Source organism: Neorhizobium sp. T25_13 (genome assembly GCF_002968675.1).
Taxonomy (GTDB): Bacteria; Pseudomonadota; Alphaproteobacteria; order Rhizobiales; family Rhizobiaceae; genus Neorhizobium; species Neorhizobium tomejilense.
In genome coordinates this window covers 359,923-378,949 of record NZ_PVBI01000005.1, presented here as the reverse complement: position 1 = coordinate 378,949, position 19,027 = coordinate 359,923, and the positions used below count along the sequence as shown (strand labels likewise).

The window sequence follows — 19,027 nt, the reverse complement described above, 5'->3', positions numbered from 1 at the left end:
AGCAATCAAGGTCAATCAGTCCATGCCTGCCAAACATCCGGTCGTCGTTGATCTTAAATTCGAGCGCCGCGAGATCGATGCCGCACTCGCCAGCGCCTTCACCGGCCGCACGGTGCTGCACGCTTCCGATCCGGGAGCGGACATTTCAGAGGCGCGCTACGCGGTGATCTGGAAGCCGGACGCGGATCTGTTCCAGCGGGCGCCGAAGCTGGAGGTGTTGTTTTCCGGCGGCGCCGGCGTCGATTATATCCTCACCATGCCCGGCCTGCCGGATATCCCTATCGTTCGTTTCGTGGACGAAAGCCTGACGACGCGGATGAGCGAATGGGTCGTGCTGCAGGCCCTGAGCCACCTGCGGCAGGTACCGGCCTATCTCGGGCAGCAGCGCGAACGCCAGTGGCGCGAACTCTCCCAGCCGGAAGCAAAGGACCTGACCGTCGGCGTGATGGGCCTTGGCGTGCTCGGCCAGGACGCGGTCCGGAAATTGAAGATCATGGGTTTCGATGTGATCGGCTGGTCGCGCAGCAAAAAGACCATCGAAGGCGTCGAGACCTTCGATGGCGGCGAGCTCGATGCTTTCCTTGCCCGCACCGACATTCTTGTCGGCCTCCTGCCGCTGACGCCCGAGACGCGCGGCATTTTCAATGCCTCGCTGTTTGCGAAGCTTCGCCAGGGCGGGGCCTTGGGCAAGCCAGTCTTCATCAATGCCGGACGCGGCGGCAGCCAGGTGGAGAGCGATCTTGTTGCCGCGCTCGATAACGGCATCCTCGGCGGCGCGTCGCTGGATGTGTTCGAGAAGGAGCCGCTCGGTGCGGATAGCCCGCTCTGGACGACGGACAACGTCATCATCACCCCCCACGCGGCCTCCGCGTCCGATGTGAGGGCGCTGTTTCGCAATGCGGAGACCCAGATGGAGCGCTATGAGGCGGGCGACCCCTTGCAGCACGTCGTGGATCGCCGGGCGGGCTACTGAGCCCTCCTGCCGGAACATTCGTTTCCGCCGACCGTTTCTTGTGCATGAGCCGGGCATTCCGGCCGAACAAGGAGCGAAATCATGAACACTCGTTTCGATCCCCAGGAAGCCGAGCCCCGTCATCCGAACCCGATCGGCTCGCCGCCGGTTGTTGAGACCGCTACGGAAGCGCGGCAGGGAAGCTGGGGTGCACCGGTCCTGAAGGTGCTGATTGCCGGCCTTATTCTGGCAATGGTCGCCTGGGCCGGCGCCGAGTGGTACGGCCAAAGCACCGCGCCGCCGGACGAACAGACCGCTACGCCGCCAGCCGGAAGCACGACGCCCGCAAACCCCAATGCGCCGCCGACTGCCAATCCTTCTGCGCCGCCGGCCGCCGCGCCACCGGCAACCAACTCGCAATCCGGCAACTGACTGCATCATTCCTGATTTTTTCGGCCGCGATCCTTCGCGGCCGAATTGCGTCTGGACTTGTTCTGCATTTTTTTCGATAAAAATGCCCGGAGGTTGATCAGCCGCTGCCTCCATACGCATCGAAATCGGCGGAGCCGGCCCGGAAGGGCCGGGGCAGGGGCAGGCATGACCAAGACCGATATCGCGAGCAGGGTTTATAATCACACCTGGAAGCTCGACCCGATCATCCGCAGTCTGATCGATACGGATTTCTACAAGCTCCTGATGCTGCAGATGATCTGGAAGCTCTATCCGGACGTGGACGCCACGTTCTCGCTGATCAACCGCACGACCAGTGTCAAGCTGGCGGAGGAGATCGACGAGGGCGCGCTGCGCGAGCAGCTCGACCATGCCCGCACGGTCGGCTTGTCGAAGAAGGAGATGATCTGGCTCGCGGGTAACACGTTTTATGGCCGCAAGCAGATTTTCGAGCCGGAATTTTTGAACTGGCTGTCCACCTACAAGCTGCCGGAATACGAACTCTCGAAGCGCGACGGCCAGTACGAACTGACCTTCCACGGCAAGTGGATGGAAACGACGCTCTGGGAAATCCCCGCACTCGCGATCATCAACGAGTTACGCTCGCGTTCCGCGATGCGCTCGCTCGGTTTCTTCACGCTCGACGTTCTCTACGCGCGGGCCAAAGCCAAGATGTGGGAAAAGGTCGAGCGGCTGCAGGCATTGCCGGGCCTGCGCATTTCCGATTTCGGTACGCGCCGCCGTCACAGCTTCCTGTGGCAGCGCTGGTGCGTCGAGGCGCTCAAGGAAGGCATCGGCCCGGCGTTTACCGGCACCAGCAACGTCCTGCTTGCGATGGACTCCGATCTCGAAGCCGTGGGGACCAATGCGCACGAGCTGCCCATGGTGGCTGCGGCAATCGCAGAGACCGACGAACAGCTGCGCGCCTCCCCTTACCAGGTCCTGAAGGACTGGAACCGGCTTTATGGCGGCAACTTGCTGATCGTGTTGCCGGATTCCTTCGGCACGGCGGCGTTCCTGCGCGATGCGCCGGACTGGGTGGCCGACTGGACCGGTTTCCGCCCCGACAGCGCGCCGCCGATCGAGGGCGGCGAAAAGATCATCGCCTGGTGGAAGAAGATGGGCCGCAACCCTAAGGAAAAGCTGCTGATCTTCTCCGACGGGCTGGACGTCGATGCGATCATCGACACCTACCGGCATTTCGAAGGCCGGGTGCGCATGAGCTTCGGCTGGGGCACCAACCTGACCAACGATTTCGCCGGCTGCGCACCCCACGAGATTGCCGGCCTGATGCCGATCTCCATCGTCTGCAAGGTAAGCGAAGCGAATGGCCGTCCGGCGGTGAAACTTTCCGACAATCCGCGCAAGGCGACCGGAGATCCGGCCGAGGTGGAACGTTATCTGAAGTTCTTCGGCCAGGAAGACCGCGTCGATCAGGTCGTCCTGGTCTAGCCGACTGCTCGAACGGGAACAGGCCCCGCCGGAAGTGGCGGAGCCTGTCTGGGTTGGCTGGCTTAAGGGAAATGCGAAACCTTCGCTTACCGGATGACCTGCACGACGGTGTGGGTCTGCGGATCGACGATCACGCGCTGATTGTTGACCACCGTATAGGCGTATCTCGGGTTGCTGGGCACCGGTGTAACGACGACGCTCTGCGGCAGCGGCTTGCCGACCACGATCGGCTGCTCGACGATTACGGAAGCGGTCGGGGCGGGCTGTTCCTCGACGTAAGTGACGACTTCGCGTGGTGGCGGATCGATCGCGGTACCGGCTACGGCGCCGACGACCCCACCCACTGCGGCGCCGACTGGACCGCCGACGATCGCACCGGTAACGGCTCCGCCGGCTGCACCATTGACGGTGCCCTGCTGGGCTCCGGCCTGTGTGGCGAAGGAAGCGGCGAGAATGGCGCAGGACGCGAGAATGATCTTCTTCATGGGTCTTCTCCTTTTCTACTAACTTCCGAAGGGCTAACCCACCAGTTTTTGCGTGGTTCCTGTCTGCCGGTCACCTTTCGTAAGTGTCTGAAATCTTGAGCGAGGAGGTATTCGGGAGGTGTAGCCATGTTCCGCTTGCCGAACCTGAGCCGGCAACGTGGCCCTCACCGCCTCTGTGCGGCAAATCAATCACCAAGCGCCCCGTGCTGCGGCTCGACGCCAGGGGGAGCTAGATCAAAAATCGATATCCGGCCCCGCTCCTATTGCCAAGCGACGATCGGAGTCTATTTGCCTCCTTCAGTCCGGGAGGATCTGCCGTTGGAATATCGTTTCCTGATCGTCGAAGACAGTTTGCTGGTCGCGATGGATATCGAGGACGCCGTCCATCGAAGCGGCCATGACGTCGTCGGAATAGCACCCGACATGACCGTGGCGCTGAACTATACCCGCGACACGGATATAGCCTTCGTGGACGTGCGCCTTGCCGACGGCGAGACCGGCCCCGAGATCGCCAAGGCACTGGCGGAATACGGCATCGTGGTGATCATGATCACCGGCAATCCGGGCCTTGTGGCGGCGGGCGTCTCCGGGGTCCTCGGCGTGATGGCAAAACCGCTGACCGACCAGGCTTCGATGGACCTCATCCAGTTCGCCGTCGATCGCAAGAATGGCCGGCCCGGCGTGCCGCCGGCGCGGCTGCGGCTCTTTCACTGAAAGCGGCCTGATTGTTGGGCGGTTCAAATAACTTCTGTCCCTGAGATGACAGGGCCGGATATCCGCGCTATGGGATCGCCCCAGAGCGACAGCGGGTCATACATGCGTTACTTCATCACCGGGACGGCAGGCTTCATTGGTTTCCACTTGGCGCGACGCCTGCTGGAGGACGGCCACGAGGTTCTAGGCTTCGATGGAATGACGCCCTATTACAGCCTGCGCCTCAAGGAAGCCCGCAATGCCGGGCTCACACAATTCCCTGCCTTCCGCCCGGTCATCGGCATGCTGGAGGACAAGTCGCTGGTCGACAAGTCGGTCGAGGACTTCAAGCCGGATGTGATGATCCACCTCGCCGCCCAGGCCGGCGTGCGATACAGCCTTGAAAATCCCAAGGCCTATCTCGATTCCAATCTCATCGGCTCCTGGAACATCCTGGAGATTGCTCGCAACTACGGCGTCGGCCATCTGATGCTCGCCTCGACATCGTCGGTTTACGGCGCCAATCCGGATATTCCCTTCCGCGAAAGCGACCGCGCCGACGAACCCTTGACTTTCTATGCCGCGAGCAAGAAGGCCATGGAACTGATGGCGCACAGCTACGCCCATCTCTACAAGGTGCCGATTACCGCCTTCCGCTTCTTCACGGTCTACGGGCCCTGGGGCCGGCCGGACATGGCGCTCTTCAAGTTCGTCAAGGCGATCATCGAGGATCGCGAGATCGAGATCTACGGCGAAGGCAAGATGAGCCGGGACTTCACTTATATCGACGACCTGGTGAATTCGATCATTGACCTATCCAAGGTCTATCCCGGTGAGGACAATCGCGTCGCGGACATCGATACGCTCTCCCGTCAGGCACCGTTCCGCGTCGTCAATATCGGCGGCGGCCAGCCCTCGGGCCTCATCGACTTCGTCGAAACCATCGAACGGATCATGGGAAAACCGGCCAAGCGCAAGATGCTGCCGATGCAGAAGGGCGACGTGCCGAGAACCTTCGCCAGCCCCGATCTTCTCGTGGCGCTGACCGGCCGCAAGCCGGAGATCGGCCTGGAAGAAGGCGTCAAGGCCTTTGTCCAATGGTATCTCGACCATCGCCACGAGATCGACTGAGCCGATATTCGCCGAGGCGCCTCAGCCGCGTCCGAACTCGTCGACGATGCGGATGATGTCGTCCTCGCCGAGATAGGAACCGGTCTGCACCTCGATCATCTCGAGCATGATCTTGCCGGGATTGGCGAGCCGATGCACCTCGCCCTGCGGGATGTAGACGGACTCGTTTTCCCTGACGACCCGGGTTTCCTCGCCGATCGTCACTTCCGCGGTACCCTTGACGCAGATCCAGTGTTCCGAGCGGTGGTGATGTTTCTGCAGCGATAGCTTCTTGCCGGGCGTCACGAACAGCCGCTTCACCTGGAAACGATCGCCGTTGAGCACCGACGTATAGCCGCCCCAGGGACGATAGGAAGTCGGATGGGTTTCGGTCAACGCTGCAGTCGCCGTGGCCGCGGCGAGCTGCTTGACGATCTTGCCGACGTCCTGGCTGTCTTCCAGTCGGCCGATATAGACGGCGTCCTCGCTGGCGATGACGGCGACGCCATCCAGGCCCTGAACGGCGAGATGGCTGGTGCGCGACATCACGAGCGAGTTCCTGGTGTTGATCAGCGTCGTCTTGCCGGAGGTGACGTTGCCGGCCTCGTCGCGGGCGCCGAGCTTCCAGACGGCGTCCCAGCTTCCGAGATCGGACCAGGTGAATGACGAGGGCACGACCGCCGCGTTGGAGGTCTTCTCCATCAGGGCGTAGTCGACGGAGATATCCGGGCTCGCGGCAAATTCCTGCGCGTCGAGGCGGGTGAAGTCGAGGTCGCTCGAAGCCTTGGCAAGTGCGGCTCGCGCGGCCGCCTCGACCTCGGGCGCGAAGGCGGAAAGTTCACTCAGCACCTGCCCGGCCTTGAACATGAAGATACCAGAGTTCCAGACAAAGCCACCGGTCGATAGCATCTTCTCGGCCTCGGCCAGCACCGGCTTCTCGACGAAGCGCTTGACCTTGCAGGCGCCGGAAGGCAGCGCCTCGCCAATCTCGATGTAACCATACCCGGTGGCGGGTTCCGTCGGAGCAATGCCGAAGGTGACGAGCTTGCCGGCAAGGGCCGTCTGTCTGGCAATGCCGATCGCATCGAAATAGCCGGCATCCGCGGTAATCTCGTGGTCCGACGCAAGCACCTGCAGGATGGCATCCTCGCCGAAGCGGCCTTCGACAAAGGCGGCAGCGGCGGCGACTGCCGGGGCGGTGTTGCGGGCGACGGGCTCGAGCAGGATGCCGGAAAGCTTGATACCGAGCTCGCGGGCCTGTTCGGCCACCAGGAACCGGAAATCCTCGTTGGTGATGACGACCGGGGCCTCATAGAGCGTCTTGTCCGATACACGCGACAGCGTCGCCTGAAACAGGGTCTTGTCGCCGATGAACTGGATGAACTGTTTCGGCGCGCTTGCGCGAGACAGCGGCCAGAGCCGCGTTCCCTTGCCGCCTGCCATGATGACGGGGATGATCTTGCTATTCATTCCAATATCTCCGGCAGTTATCGTCCGATTATCGTTCAAATTTTTGCAGCCCAGGCGCGGATGAGGTTCAGCCCCTCGTGCAACAAGGCCTTCGCCGCGTCTTCCGTCCCGGCTTCCACATAACAGCGCATTTCCGGTGCGTTGCCCGATGGTCGGAAATGCACGATCCGGCCATCTTCAAGCACCACCCGCAGGCCATCGATATCGCTTTTCGCAACGACTGTCGAAATCGGCGCGAGGAAGGCAGCGAGATTGTCGTCGGATTGCCTGAGATGCGCCATCAGCGCGGCGCTCGTTTCCACGGGAAAATTCTCCAGCCGGTCGGCCGCCGCAAACGGCAGGCGGAAACCGGCGGCGATTTGGGACAGGGGCTTCTTCTCGCGCGCAGCCAGCACAAGTGTCGCCAGCACCGGCAGGAAACTGTCGCGGGTGGGAAGTGGTGAGAGCGTGCCGGTGCCGGTTTCGAAAGGCGAGGCGGTCAGAAGCCCGCCATTCGCCTCGAAACCCATGACGCCCGTCTTGCCGGCTTCGAGTGCTGCGAGCATGCCGGAGATGACGAACGGCGATCCGACCTTGGTGCGGGCGGTCTCGAAATCCCCAGCCGCCTCGATGCCCGAATTGGAGGTGACCGGCGTTACGACGACCTGCGCCTTCAGGGACTTTGCCGCAATCAGGCCTAGAAGGTCGCCGCGCAGCGGTTCTCCCGTCTCGTCGGAAACCAGCGGCCGGTCGCCGTCGCCGTCGGCAGAGATGATCGCGTCGAGCCCATGTTCATGCGCCCAGCCCTTGAGGAGGTCGATCGTCTCGATCGAGACCGCCTCCGTGTCGACCGGAATGAAGTCTTCGGAACGGCCAAGCGGCACGGCGTCTGCGCCATAGCCCTCAAGAACCCGCACCATGAGATCGCGGGCGACCGTCGAATGCTGATAGACCCCGACCTTGAGGCCGGCGAGCGCGCCTGCGGGTAGCATTGCCATATTGCGGGTGAGGAACAGCGTTTCGGCTTGCACGGAATGATCCGGCGCTTCGCCGGGCGTCGTGTCGATCTCGCTTCTGTCCAGTTCGGCAGCGATCGCGGTGATCCGCATCTCGTCCTTTTTGTCGATCTCGCCGTCGGGTCGATAGAACTTGATGCCGTTGCGGTCAGCGGGGATATGCGAGCCGGTGATCATCAGCGATGCGGCCTTGAGCTGAAGCCCGTAGAGCGCCAGCGCCGGCGTCGGCACCGCGCCGCAATCGATCGGCGAAAGACCGACGCGCTTCAGCGCCCCGATGCAGGTGGCGGCAATGTCGGGGCTAGACGGGCGGAAATCGCGGCCGACCAGCACGGCATCATCAGGTTTTGCCGCGCCCGTTTCCAGGAGATGCCGGGCAAAGGCCTGGGTGTAGAGCGATGAAGCCCGCCCCTCCAGGTCAGTCACAAGGCCCCGAAGACCGCTCGTTCCGAATTTCATGCGCTACCCATCAAGGAGACTCCAGGGATGATCGTCCTAGTGCATTTCCTATGAAGATAAAGTTGAAATTGGCAATACCCCAAATCGGCGGTGTACCGCCATAAGCTCTTTCCGCAAAGCTTGGCGAGCCAGTCCAAATGATGTTATCCTTTATGGCATGATCAGGCCTTGTTCCGGATATTTAGGCCCTGTTCTTGAGTTCGGCTGCTTCGGGTTCGAAGCTTGGGAGAGCCGTGATGCGAGCGAATATCGCAAAAAGCGTTGCCTTCGTGGTGCCGATTGCCGGCCTCGCGTTTCTCATGGCCGTGGGCGAGCCGGCCGACGAGGCGTGCCCGGGAAACCTCGCGTTTGAGAAATCCCGCCAGCTCGTTGAACAACGCCCCGATATCGTCGATGTCGCCTGGGGCAATCTTCGCTGGATCGCCAATTGCCGGTTCTCCATTGGCGGCCATGCCGACATCAACACCGACAAGGGCCTGGACCGTAGGGATTTCGAACTCGTGATCGCTTTCGATCCGCAGCTGCGCCGTTGGCAGCAGGTCAGCTTTTCGATCTCCCAATAATGCAGAGTGCGCCGCGAACCAGCCGACCCCGCAAGCCATGTCGGGGTCTAGCGGGTCGGGATCGATTTATCTGCCTCGACAGACGCGCGTGGTCTTGGTGACCCACCGCCCATGATGGCGGTACTCGACGCTCCGGACCCTGCAGTGCGGACGGTAATGGTGCCTGGAATACTGCCGGTAGTAGGGGCGATGGTAGCGATGGTACGGCCGATAGTGGTGTCCGGGCCGATATCCTCGATCGCCAATCGTTATGCTGAAACTATCGGCGAGGGTCGGGGCCGCGGTCGTGGTGAGACATCCAAGCCCGATGATGCAGGCGGCAATGAACTTTTTCATTCTCTCCTCCTTCGGATTGGCCGCTTGATTGGCGGTTTCCGTGAAGGTAGGCCGCGGAAAATGAACGAAGGCTGAGGGCTGCGTTCATGTTCCGTGAGAGTTGCCTGCCGCGGCAGAGCTTTCCGATGAAAACTCCGTCCGTATCGACAGCGAAACGCCCTGCGGCGGCGCCTGTCTCAGGCAGCCCGGCCCGATCTGGTGCGGGATTGCCCCCGATTGTCGATGCGGAACAGATTGACGATCTCGGCCAGGGCCTCCATTTCCCGGCTTGTCCTCTCGGTGGAGGCTGAAAGATCACCGACGAGCCGGTTGCTATGGGCATTGAGCTCGTCGAGATCTTTCATCGCGCTCGACAATTGCCGAAGGTTGGCACTTTGGTTGTTGCTCTCGCTGGTTATCTGGCTGGAAAGCGAAGAGACGAATGCGATGGACGAGACGATCTGGGAAAACTGCTCGCTCGCCTGGCGGACCAGTTCGGCACCTGCCTTCACCTCCGCCTGGCTTTTCTGAATGAGCGCTTTGACTTCGTTGGAAGCATTGGCAGTCGACTGGGCGAGGGAGCGCACCTCGGTTGCGACGACCGCGAACCCCTTCCCGCTTTCGCCTGCACGCGCGGCTTCGACCCCGGCGTTGAGCGCCAGCAGGTTTGTCTGGAATGCGACATCCTCGATGACCCCGATGATTTCGGAAATCTTGCCGGAGGAGACGGTGATCTGGGCCATGGCGCTTTCCGCGCCGTTCATGACATGGCTGCCGTTTTCAGCCATCTGGCTGGTATCCGAAATCACGCTGGTGGCCTCACCCGCACGCTTGGAGTTCTGGCCGACGGTTTCGGCAACAGCATTCGTTGTCACAGCCGTTGTCTGAAGCATCGACGACTGACGCGTAGACCGCCCGTTCAATTCCGTGGTTCCGCGCAGAATCTCGTCGCTGGATGCCGATACGGACGCGCAAGCATCGGCCAGTCGTGACACGACCGCCGAGAGACGGCTCGTCACCGCGTTCGCATTGTCCTGCAGCTCGGCAAAGGCGCCTTTGTGGACACCTTCGAACCGGATCGTCAGGTCGGCATTGGCAAGGGCATTCAGGACGCGGCTGGTTTCGTTGAGCCCGCCTTCGAAGCTCGATATCAGCGTATTGAGACTCTGGGCCAGCTCGTGATGTTCGGGACGGTCGAACGGGCCGTTGACGCGACCGGAGAAATCGCCCTCGGTGGCCTTGTTGACGACGCCGCGCACCTGGCTCTGCAGCAGCCGGGCTTCGGCCGAGACATTGGCGAGGCTGGTGGTCTGGGATTGCGCTTCCTTCTTCAACGTATCACGCATTCGGGCATTTTCACGGAACACGGCCAGGGCATCGATCATGGCGCGAATTTCCTTGGCGCCCCGACGTTTTGGCACGACGACCTCGATGTTGCCGCCCGCAAGCAGCTTCATCGACGCGGTGATCCGCACGATCGGACCGGCAATCCGCTGGGCGACGAACAGCAGAATGACGACGCCCACGACCGCGAGAGCGGCGGCGGTCGTCAGTTCGTTGCGTATCTCGGTCTCAAGCGTGTCGCCGGCTGACACAACCCTGTCGGACGCCGCCTTGTCCACGATCGTGTTGATGTCGAGAATCCTTGCCAATATGGCCGTGCGCGAGCGGGTAAGCTGCTCGGCCGTCGGAATAGCGTTCGCCCGATCGAGTCCGAGCATGATGCGCACATTGCTGCGCCATGCCGCATGCAGTTCGGTGAGATTTCTGACGTTGTCGGAAACGCCAGGCGACAGCGAATTGCGGCTGAATTCGGCAAGCGTCGCCTCCAAGGCGCCATTTGTCGTGTCAAACCGCTTCTTGACCTCTTCGACCGAAACAAACGTCGTCATCGCCAGGAGATTTGCGACCACGCCCGACACATTCTCGAACTGTGCTCCGGTCCTCGCAGCGAGCGTCTTGGCGGCAATCGCGTCTTGCACGACGCGTTCCACATGCGCCTGGCCGTCGATCGCCTGCGATCCGACGAGAGCGGCAGCTCCAAGGCCCGCGAGAATGGAGAGAATGAGGGGAAGAAGGATCTGGAATCGGACTGAAAGTGCCATGGCGTGCTACTCAGTTTGGTAATGTCGGCAGGAGCAAATCCTGCTGCTCGGGAGTGAGGGTCTTGAGGAAAGCGATCAGGTCTTCCCGCTCGTGATCGGTCACGAAAAATGGAGATATGTGATCCGAGCGTGACGGGCTTTCGGTACCGCCGCTTTCGTAGTGAGCAATTACGTCCTCCATGGTCGCCAGGCTGCCGTTATGCATATACGGGCCTCGATAGAGGGTGTTGCGAAGGCTGGGAGTCTTGAAAGCATACAAGGCTTTGGGATTGTTCGGCTCCACCTTGGCCCGCCCTATGTCGCCTGTGGGCAGCCCGGTATTGTGAAACTTGTGGTCGGTGAAATTCCAGCCCGTGTGACAGACCGAGCATTTTGCCTTGCCGGTAAACAGTTCAAACCCGCGCTTGGCACTGTCTGAGACCGCGGCCTGGTCGCCGTCCACCCAGCGGTCGAATGGCGACCACGCGGAAACAACGGTGCGTTCATAGGTCGCGATCGCCGCCAACAGCGTCTCCTGGGTAGCACCCTTGTCCGGGAATACCTGCTTGAACCAGCTATCGTAGTCGGAAATTGAGCGCAGATCGGCGACGATCTGGTCAAGCTTGCCATTCATCTCCGCGGGTGCCGTGATTGGCCCTGCGGCTTGCGCCTCGAGCGTTGGCGAACGACCATCCCAGAACAGCGAGGTGGTCCACGCAACGTTCAGGATTGTCGGTGCCTGCCGGGACAGATGGGTGTTGGCTGCACCCACCGGCGTCTTGACCGGCACTTCGAAGCCGAAGGACGGATTGTGACAGCTGGCGCAGTTCATGTTTTTCGCGCCCGACAGCCGCGGATCGAAAAACAACATCTTTCCAAGCGTCGCCAGCTGCAACGAATAGGGCGTCACCTTGTCGAAGGGGATAGCGAGGGGCCGCTTGAAATCGGCAAGATTGCCAGCGGTCGCGCCTTGCAATGACACGGCTGAGAGGAGGGCGATGCAGAGAACCGAACGGCGCATGGCTGAATTATCCAGAAGGTGAACTTAGCGCTCGATGACCGGATTAGCCTGGTTGGAGCCATCTGGTTGTCGTCTGAGAGGAAAGTAACCAAAAAGAGTAAAATCTTTGCATAATGAATTTCTAACTCAACCTATTATTGAAAAAGTGGCAATTGATAAGAAACGGCTTCAACCCGGCGTTCGTATCGGGCGGGGCGTATATCCAGTTGAAGGGCCTGACATGCCTCGGTTCGACAGCATCGCGTGATGCGCATCCTTGCGTCTTTTGCCTTCCATCCCCGGATGGCGATACGGCTGCAGACACACAACCGATGCCGGCCGAACCGAAAACTCTTTGGATGATGGCTCGAACAATTCCCGGAAATTTCGCGATGGTTCCGCGGAATGGGGCCACTGCTCGGCCCGAACACCATCCGAGCGGCGATGTGGAGCAATCAAGGGCATCAGCCCCCGGCCAGCAGGTACGCAGAAGAAAAAGTTATTTAGAAAGCCAATGGCGGACAAGGTGGCCGCCAAATTACAGTCCAGACTGGACCGCCTTTGTGCAATAATGCAACGAAATCAATATACCTTTCACTGCCGTTTGTACAATCGTGCCTTTACAATTCAGCCAAAGCCAGCTCAAAATGTGGGGTGAAACGTGGGGCACGGGGGCGGAAACGGCATTATGAAAAGGGGCAAGCATCCCGAAAAAGCGCTCAATGCGATGAAGGTCAACAAGGTGTCCGAGCCCGGGCGTTATGCCGATGGAAACGGGCTCTATCTTGTCGTTGACCCAAGCGGAGCCAAGCGGTGGCTTCTCCGGGTGGTGGTGCATGGCAAGCGGAAAGACATCGGACTTGGCGGCGCGGGCCTCGTGACCTTAGCCGAAGCGAGAGAGCGAGCGCTAGAGTATCGGAAGCTGGCCCGATCAGGCGGCGACCCGTTGGCGGCCAAACGTGCAGCAAGCAAGGTCGTGCCGACGTTCAAGGCGGCCGCCGAGACCGTTCACACTGAAAACAAGGCTGTTTGGAAAAATGGAAAGCACAACCAACAGTGGATCAACACGCTGACTGAATACGCCTTCCCGACCATAGGCGAGGTGAGGGTTGATCGAATTGACACGCCCGACATTCTTAAAATCCTAGCTCCCATCTGGCTGACAAAGGCCGAAACAGCGCGAAGAGTTCGTCAGCGCATTAGCACGGTGATGGACTGGGCTAAAGCAGCAGGTCATCGCGTCGGCGACAACCCCGTCGATGGCGTCGCAAGGGGCTTGCCGAAGCAGCCAAAGAAGGACGGTCACCACACGGCCTTACCCTATTCCGCCGTGCCTCAATTTCTCAAGGACATGAAAGCCAGCGACAGCGGTGACATCGCGAAGCTCTCGTTCGAATTTCTTATTTTGACAGCGACGCGAACTAGCGAAACGCTTGAAGCCAAATGGGATGAATTCGACCTGAAGGCGGCGCTTTGGACCGTTCCCGCAGAGAGGATGAAGGCAAAGCGAGAACATCGGGTGCCCCTATGTGACCGTTGCGTCAAAATCTTAGAAGCCGCGAAAACCCTCTCAACCGGTAGCGAATTCGCGTTCCCGGGCCGCTCTGGCAAGGCGCCGCAGTCGAATATGGTGTTCTTGAAGGTTATTAAGACGATGAAGGCGAAGACCACGGCCCATGGGTTCCGCTCATCATTTCGCGATTGGGCGTCCGAGGCCACGGCGTTTCCCCGTGAAATTGCTGAGATGGCGCTTGCCCACACTATCGAAAATAAGGTCGAAGCAGCCTATCGTCGCGGTGATCTTCTTGAAAAGCGCCGGGAGATGATGGGCGAATGGACGAAATACGTGACATTTTCGAATCTGACGAATTACGTGAAGCTGTAAGAGCGATCGAAGATCTGATTGCGAGGGGAAACCTTATTCGCGGGGCCTCGGATCAAAAAACCTTTAGAGAACTTGCCCTAGGCAACCGTTTTCACGCATCGGAAATTCTTAGAATCATGCTCGGCGAGCACCCTGTGTATCCGGGCTTACGGGAGGTGCTCGCAGCGGGTTTTGTGGGCTGGGTGCTTTTTCCTGACCTAAAGGAAGTACGGTATGTCCTGATGATACAGGAAGTTCTGTGGCACTTGGATGGGGCAGAAAGAAGGGCTGGGCTCGTAACGGAAAAATTAAATATAGAACGCGACATTGTTGCAAGGTATGTCCTAACGAGCTTCGACTTTCTCAAAGAAATATACAGCGAATTTGGTGGATATGAAGCTTTCACACGTATAAATAATATTGAAACAATGAACTCGATTATTAGCGTCGAAAAGAAAACGGTCGAAACCATCGTTCGTGCGCTGCTATATCTTCACCACGGAGCGGATTTATACAGAGATATAGAATATGATTTTGCGCCAAGTCTCAACCGTGCTGTAACTATATTATCCGAACTGAAAAAGGTTCCTGAGGAGTTTGCATATAGGGATCATTTTGTCTCGCGGTCATTGCTCCACAGGCGCTGGAGCGAGACGAAGCAGACGCTCGCGTTGGTGTATGCAGCATCGACAATAAGGGTCGGCAGGACGACTTTACTGCAAATCATCTTGAACCTGCAGTTTTCATACGGTGCCCACTCTAAGTTTCTTCAAGTTTGGGTTGGGCGAGCAAGGTACGTTTCAGATCATGTCTTTGGCAAAATGGGCGACGAGGAACTTCAAATTAAAACTGAACAGCTCCTTGCTGACATTCAACCCCAGCCCTTCAAGACTCCCGCCCTGCCAGCGCTCGAAACGAAAATTCTGACATCTCAATTCCGTAAGAAATTTAAAAATAACCCATCCAACTAGTTGAATTACTTCAAGTTAACTTATCCGCGAAATACGCGCTTGTTTATGTACAGGCGGATAATTTTAAACAGCCGCGGCTGCTGTCATCTTTGTTTCGTGTTCAACACACATCACGGAGAAACGACGATGACACGCATCTTAATCAACGTAATGAAGGGCGGCGAACTTTCCGCCCAAGTCGTGGAATTCCCCGCCACCGGGTACGTTCGCCTGAGGCAGATTCTCGGCCCCTACGGACCGCTGCCTATCAGCCGATCGGGGTTCTGGGCCGGGGTGAAGGACGGCAAGTTTCCCAAGCCCCGTAAAATATCGGCAAGGGTGACGGTTTGGCGCGCCGAAGACATCCATGAGCTGCTTGATAAGATCGAGCAGAGCGCGGCTTAGCCACTGAAATTCAGCAACTTCTGATCGGCAACGAAGCGCCGGTGGAATGAGCGTTGAGGCGCGATCCACCGTCCCTTCCCCTTTCTGCGCCGATACACATCAACCCCTTTTTGCCGCCGCCGCCGGAGAGCCCTCAGCCTTCGATCGCGGACCCGAGGCCAACGGAGTGATTATGGTTTCCTTGAAAAACCGACCAACACTGGACCAACAGATGGAGGCACACGACGCTTCCATCAACCGCGCTGTCAAACGACGAATTCCGAAATCCGAGCTCAGCGTCAAGTCGATACCGCGCCAGCAGATCCGCCGTAAGCGGCTTCTGGCCAACCGGGTGTCTGCGCTTCACGCCACGTGGAGCAGCCTCGATCGCGGTCGCCGCAGCGCGGCATGCCGCTTCGAGTGGGCACGGCTGCAAGTCTTCATGGCGGGGGAGGTGCTACCCCGCCTGCAGGAACTGGATACCGAACTAGTCTTTCTGACACTCGCTGATAAGCGCTGGCGAGTAGCGCCAACGGCCGCCGTCGATGCTTTCAAACGTCCTCGACGCAAGTTTCGGGCCGCGATCCAGTCGCTTCGCGAGGAAGGCTTCAAGCCGGTCTTTGTTGTCGCCTATGAAATATCTGGCGACCGCAATCTCGAAGCTAACTACGCTTTCGAACCGCATGCCCATGTCCTGATCGGGGGCGTCCCCGAACCGGCCTTGAAAGCTGCATTCAATGTGCGGCTCCCGCGCATTGCGCGTGGCCGCGACAAGCCGATTTCCGCACGATCGGTTTCGGCTTCCCAGATCGGGAACATCCTCGGTTACCTGACCAAAATGAAAGCTCAGGATCGGGTCGAATTCGTCCGCTCGGACGGACGTCGCGACCGCACATCGAACCGCATGACCCTCGAACAAGAAACTCTTTGGCTTCGCTGCATGGCGGCGACGCCGATTGCGCAGGTCATCCAATTCGGCGGCTTCGCCGAGTCGATGACATCGCGCTTCATCCATTGCGAAATGGCAACCATGATCGGAGATATGAAATGAAAGATGCAGTAACTCGTCACTTCGAAGGTCTACAAAGGTACGCCAGGAGGGTTAAGGGCGGCGGCGGCAAAAAGGGGTTGCCAACTGCACCTAGTAGTACTGCAAAGTCATCGCGTCCTTCCGAGAAAGCGGGCCTAGGCCCAGTTTCTGGGCAAGCAACGAAAGCTGCGGCCCGTGAGGCGAAAGCCGTACCCACAAAAAAGTCGGGCCTAGGCCCAGTTTTCGATGATGGAGAGAGCCCTAGCCGACCGTCGATAGGAGATTTGGTGGTTGAGTGTATGGATGGCGATGACGGGCTGCTCTACTATCTGTTTGCCGCAAAAGGCGGCAAGTTCGTGCTACCTCTTACGGAACTAGCCGCTACCCCGCAGAAAGTCCTAGTCGAACTCGCCAAGATCAGAGTTCGGGTGAACGGTAGAGCTGCCCGGGACCAACTCAACGCAAAAATCGAGGCGGCCGGGTCGAATAAATCAACCGTTGCGACGATCCAGGGCTACGAGCGAGTTACCCGCCCGCGATATTTTGTCTACGGCGACGGCCATGTGATTCTCGGCGAGCGTCGGCTTGTAGTCCACCCCCGAACCACAGGCAGCCAAGCTTTCGAGAGAGCTGGCGAGCTCGAAGCCTACGAAACCGGTGTCGCGCCTGTTCTACGCGATCAGGCTATCCCCCTCACCGTATTTTTCTTTGGGTTGTCGCAGGTGATCAAGCCCTTTGCGAAAGCCGCGGGGATCAACGCCGAAAACATGATGATGGATCTTGTCGGCAGGAGCACGAACTACAAGACGGCTCTTACATCGACCGTCGCTGGTTCAATATGGGGTAAGCCTGATCGGGTGGGTGGCTATGCCCACAGATGGAATATGTCGGCGCAGAAGATCGAGGAGTTCTTCAGGGAACACGACAATCACCTTCTGATTCTGGACGAGGCCACGCTCGCTGACAAGGATCCGAAGAAGCGAGGCGACGTGATCTTGAACGTTGTACATCGGCTTTCGTCGGGTGAGAGCCGGGCGAGAACGGGCGAGGCCATTACGGCACATTCGCTGAGCATGTTATCGAACTCGAACGAGCCGATGAGGACAATCCTAGCCGCCAGTGAGGACGTAACCGAAGCGTTGGAAGCGCGGTTGATATCCTTCAAACTTCCGACCCGCGAAACTGGGTTTTTCGACAGCGTTCCCGAGGGGTTTTCATCGTTGGGCGCAGCCATGAAGCAGATTTTCACGGTCACTCAAGCAAATCACGGGCTGTTGGCACGGAAATTAATCCTTGAAGTCCTTCGCTATGTTCACCGAGATCATGCTGGCTTGCTTGAGGTGATAAAGGGTGCAGTCGGCAAGTTTATGAAAGCCGCAGGCCAAGGTGAAGCTGAGATGGCGACGTTGCCATATCGGCGGGTGCAGTCATTCGCTCTGGCATACGCCACTGCGGTGATTGCATTCAAAACGAAGACCCTTCACAAAAAGCAGTGGGGCCGCGTCAAGCGCACCCTTCTGCGAGCTTGGAACGAGCACGCCAACGCGCTGGAGAGTGATGGCGATCTTCGCTTTAACGAGTACATGACCGATCCTTCTCACGTCTTCGCCGATGCGCGGGGAAGCGAAAAACCCGAGGTCTCGGACAAAGCTTTTAAGAAGATAGACGGAATCGTATTCACGGCGAAGGACAAGACGCTGTGCCTCGCTGTCCCTCTCCATGCAATCGGCAAGCTGAACTACTCGACTGCCAAGCTCAAGCAACTCAAGAAAGACGGGATTCTCCGGGCCGGAGGAAACCTCCAGAGCAAACTGCGGCTGCGCAGGGTCGGTCGTGAGGAAAGGCGCGACGTTTTTTACGTGTTCAGGGTGACCGCCATCAACTCTCAAACGCGGTTCAACGAATGAGCGAAAAACTCAGAATACGCTAAGATGTTGATTTTCAATAGAAAATGTGCATAATGGCGGCTGTTCGGCACTGAGGCCTTACCTTATTCAACCTTTGCCGAGCAGCCGATGAAAACAACAATTGAGCGCCCCCGTGGCGCTCTCATTCGTTTAGGAGCCGCCATGCACATGCCTTCAACAGCCCCGGTCGTTCAAAACTCCAAAAATGTGTCGCTACCGCACGTGTCGATCCTCAACGGGCCGCGACAAACATTGGTCGTCGCTCAGCCCCGCGCGAAGTCAACCGCGCCGACGAAAACAGGCGGCGCGCCGCATGTCCTGCTGGTTGGCCTTGATGATCAGGGTAAGCCACATGCCTCGTGGTTCGAGGAAAATCAAGCCGACGCCGCCGCAGTCGCCGCTGATATTATGGGAATGGCGCTTATCGGCGTGGCCTCCGACGAGCTCGCAGCGATCGCCTCGAAGCTGCCGCGTGGCAAACTGTTCGAGAGCGGCAAGGCGTTCGTGCCGTTCGTCAAGCGCACGGTCTACGACCAGCTCGCGACGTATTTCGATGAGGAGTTCGCGGCCTCGACCGCTGCCCGGGTCGAAGCTGCACAGGCGGCAGCAGCCGAAGGATATGCCAAGGCCAGCAAAGGCGAGGTGCCACCACGCCAGCCTGAGGACTGGTCGAAGATCGTGGTTGGCGATTTGGTTCTGGCGGAAGACGCACCATCGGAAGGCTGGTTCGAGGCCGAGGTGATCGAACAGGCTGCTAACGAGCAATTTCGTCTGAAGTGGCGTGATTGGCCCGATCTTCCGAATTTCACCCGGGGCATCACCGATATCGCCCTGCTGCATCCCAAGCATGTGGCCGCGTGAGGC

General features: G+C 59.2%; 17 protein-coding genes. 12 read left to right on the top strand and 5 right to left on the bottom strand.

Features of this window, described 5'->3' with window-relative positions; genetic code table 11:
- Positions 1–22: 22 nt before the first annotated feature.
- From C5J22_RS14660 to pncB, 3 genes are all read left to right on the top strand, one after another.
- Complete coding sequence (locus C5J22_RS14660) at positions 23–973, top strand: glyoxylate/hydroxypyruvate reductase A (RefSeq protein ID WP_105438793.1); 951 nt, start codon at positions 23–25, stop codon at positions 971–973.
- Positions 974–1,054: 81 nt separating this feature from the next.
- A complete protein-coding gene (locus C5J22_RS14655) occupies positions 1,055–1,384 on the top strand; it encodes a hypothetical protein (protein WP_105438792.1) in 330 nt (109 codons plus the stop codon).
- 165 nt (positions 1,385–1,549) lie between these two features.
- A complete protein-coding gene (pncB, locus tag C5J22_RS14650; RefSeq protein ID WP_105438791.1) occupies positions 1,550–2,854 on the top strand; it encodes a nicotinate phosphoribosyltransferase in 1,305 nt (434 codons plus the stop codon).
- Positions 2,855–2,940: 86 nt separating this feature from the next.
- On the opposite strand, the gene C5J22_RS14645 is transcribed toward pncB, so the two are convergent.
- Positions 2,941–3,339 carry a DUF1236 domain-containing protein gene (locus C5J22_RS14645; protein WP_105438790.1) on the bottom strand — a complete coding sequence of 133 codons (399 nt, stop codon included), beginning with the start codon at positions 3,337–3,339 and terminating at the stop codon, positions 2,941–2,943.
- 318 nt (positions 3,340–3,657) lie between these two features.
- On the opposite strand from C5J22_RS14645, the gene C5J22_RS14640 reads away from it, so the two are divergent.
- Positions 3,658–4,053, top strand: a complete 396-nt coding sequence (locus tag C5J22_RS14640; protein ID WP_046667243.1) for a response regulator — start codon at positions 3,658–3,660, stop codon at positions 4,051–4,053.
- 102 nt (positions 4,054–4,155) lie between these two features.
- Positions 4,156–5,163, top strand: coding sequence for an NAD-dependent epimerase/dehydratase family protein (locus tag C5J22_RS14635; protein WP_105438894.1), 1,008 nt, complete (start codon positions 4,156–4,158; stop codon positions 5,161–5,163).
- 21 nt (positions 5,164–5,184) lie between these two features.
- Here C5J22_RS14635 and C5J22_RS14630 read toward each other — a convergent pair whose 3' ends face one another.
- The gene (locus C5J22_RS14630; protein ID WP_105438788.1) at positions 5,185–6,612 is read right to left on the bottom strand and encodes a mannose-1-phosphate guanylyltransferase/mannose-6-phosphate isomerase; all 1,428 of its coding nucleotides are present in this window, start codon (positions 6,610–6,612) and stop codon (positions 5,185–5,187) included.
- 35 nt (positions 6,613–6,647) lie between these two features.
- A complete protein-coding gene (locus C5J22_RS14625) occupies positions 6,648–8,066 on the bottom strand; it encodes a phosphomannomutase (protein WP_105438787.1) in 1,419 nt (472 codons plus the stop codon).
- Between the two features lie 236 nt (positions 8,067–8,302).
- Here C5J22_RS14625 and C5J22_RS14620 point away from each other — a divergent pair, with 236 nt between their 5' ends.
- Complete coding sequence (locus C5J22_RS14620) at positions 8,303–8,629, top strand: hypothetical protein (protein ID WP_105438786.1); 327 nt, start codon at positions 8,303–8,305, stop codon at positions 8,627–8,629.
- A 512-nt stretch (positions 8,630–9,141) separates the two neighbouring features.
- Here C5J22_RS14620 and C5J22_RS14615 read toward each other — a convergent pair.
- Together C5J22_RS14615 and C5J22_RS14610 are read right to left on the bottom strand one after the other, a co-directional pair.
- Positions 9,142–11,049: a methyl-accepting chemotaxis protein gene (locus C5J22_RS14615; RefSeq protein WP_105438785.1), complete on the bottom strand. Its 1,908-nt coding sequence runs from the start codon at positions 11,047–11,049 to the stop codon at positions 9,142–9,144.
- Positions 11,050–11,059: 10 nt separating this feature from the next.
- Positions 11,060–12,049, bottom strand: a complete 990-nt coding sequence (locus C5J22_RS14610) for a cytochrome-c peroxidase (protein ID WP_105438784.1) — start codon at positions 12,047–12,049, stop codon at positions 11,060–11,062.
- 667 nt (positions 12,050–12,716) lie between these two features.
- Here C5J22_RS14610 and C5J22_RS14605 point away from each other — a divergent pair.
- From C5J22_RS14605 to C5J22_RS31175, 6 genes are all read left to right on the top strand, one after another.
- The gene (locus C5J22_RS14605; RefSeq protein WP_245440387.1) at positions 12,717–13,913 is read left to right on the top strand and encodes a site-specific integrase; all 1,197 of its coding nucleotides are present in this window, start codon (positions 12,717–12,719) and stop codon (positions 13,911–13,913) included.
- Positions 13,862–14,863: a hypothetical protein gene (locus tag C5J22_RS14600; protein ID WP_172746629.1), complete on the top strand. Its 1,002-nt coding sequence runs from the start codon at positions 13,862–13,864 to the stop codon at positions 14,861–14,863. The genes C5J22_RS14605 and C5J22_RS14600 overlap by 52 nt, the downstream gene beginning before the upstream one ends.
- A 126-nt stretch (positions 14,864–14,989) precedes the next feature.
- The gene (locus C5J22_RS14595; RefSeq protein ID WP_245440386.1) at positions 14,990–15,247 is read left to right on the top strand and encodes an AlpA family transcriptional regulator; all 258 of its coding nucleotides are present in this window, start codon (positions 14,990–14,992) and stop codon (positions 15,245–15,247) included.
- A gap of 172 nt (positions 15,248–15,419) precedes the next feature.
- The gene (locus C5J22_RS14590; RefSeq protein WP_172746628.1) at positions 15,420–16,277 is read left to right on the top strand and encodes a hypothetical protein; all 858 of its coding nucleotides are present in this window, start codon (positions 15,420–15,422) and stop codon (positions 16,275–16,277) included.
- A complete protein-coding gene (locus C5J22_RS14585; protein ID WP_105438781.1) occupies positions 16,274–18,163 on the top strand; it encodes a DUF927 domain-containing protein in 1,890 nt (629 codons plus the stop codon). Before C5J22_RS14590 ends, C5J22_RS14585 begins: the two co-directional genes overlap by 4 nt.
- A 108-nt stretch (positions 18,164–18,271) precedes the next feature.
- Positions 18,272–19,024 (top strand): hypothetical protein, encoded by a 753-nt coding sequence (locus tag C5J22_RS31175; RefSeq protein ID WP_172746627.1) that lies wholly within the window; start codon positions 18,272–18,274, stop codon positions 19,022–19,024.
- Positions 19,025–19,027 lie beyond the last annotated feature (3 nt).

Coding starts and splice junctions, on each gene's coding strand:
- C5J22_RS14660 (WP_105438793.1), top strand. CDS start 23: ATGCCTGCCAAACATCCGGTCGTCGTTGATCTTAAATTCGAGCGCCGC.
- C5J22_RS14655 (WP_105438792.1), top strand. CDS start 1,055: ATGAACACTCGTTTCGATCCCCAGGAAGCCGAGCCCCGTCATCCGAAC.
- pncB (WP_105438791.1), top strand. CDS start 1,550: ATGACCAAGACCGATATCGCGAGCAGGGTTTATAATCACACCTGGAAG.
- C5J22_RS14645 (WP_105438790.1), bottom strand. CDS start 3,339: ATGAAGAAGATCATTCTCGCGTCCTGCGCCATTCTCGCCGCTTCCTTC.
- C5J22_RS14635 (WP_105438894.1), top strand. CDS start 4,156: ATGCGTTACTTCATCACCGGGACGGCAGGCTTCATTGGTTTCCACTTG.
- C5J22_RS14630 (WP_105438788.1), bottom strand. CDS start 6,612: ATGAATAGCAAGATCATCCCCGTCATCATGGCAGGCGGCAAGGGAACG.
- C5J22_RS14625 (WP_105438787.1), bottom strand. CDS start 8,066: ATGAAATTCGGAACGAGCGGTCTTCGGGGCCTTGTGACTGACCTGGAG.
- C5J22_RS14620 (WP_105438786.1), top strand. CDS start 8,303: ATGCGAGCGAATATCGCAAAAAGCGTTGCCTTCGTGGTGCCGATTGCC.
- C5J22_RS14615 (WP_105438785.1), bottom strand. CDS start 11,049: ATGGCACTTTCAGTCCGATTCCAGATCCTTCTTCCCCTCATTCTCTCC.
- C5J22_RS14610 (WP_105438784.1), bottom strand. CDS start 12,049: ATGCGCCGTTCGGTTCTCTGCATCGCCCTCCTCTCAGCCGTGTCATTG.
- C5J22_RS14605 (WP_245440387.1), top strand. CDS start 12,717: ATGAAAAGGGGCAAGCATCCCGAAAAAGCGCTCAATGCGATGAAGGTC.
- C5J22_RS14600 (WP_172746629.1), top strand. CDS start 13,862: ATGGACGAAATACGTGACATTTTCGAATCTGACGAATTACGTGAAGCT.
- C5J22_RS14595 (WP_245440386.1), top strand. CDS start 14,990: ATGACACGCATCTTAATCAACGTAATGAAGGGCGGCGAACTTTCCGCC.
- C5J22_RS14590 (WP_172746628.1), top strand. CDS start 15,420: ATGGTTTCCTTGAAAAACCGACCAACACTGGACCAACAGATGGAGGCA.
- C5J22_RS14585 (WP_105438781.1), top strand. CDS start 16,274: ATGAAAGATGCAGTAACTCGTCACTTCGAAGGTCTACAAAGGTACGCC.
- C5J22_RS31175 (WP_172746627.1), top strand. CDS start 18,272: ATGAAAACAACAATTGAGCGCCCCCGTGGCGCTCTCATTCGTTTAGGA.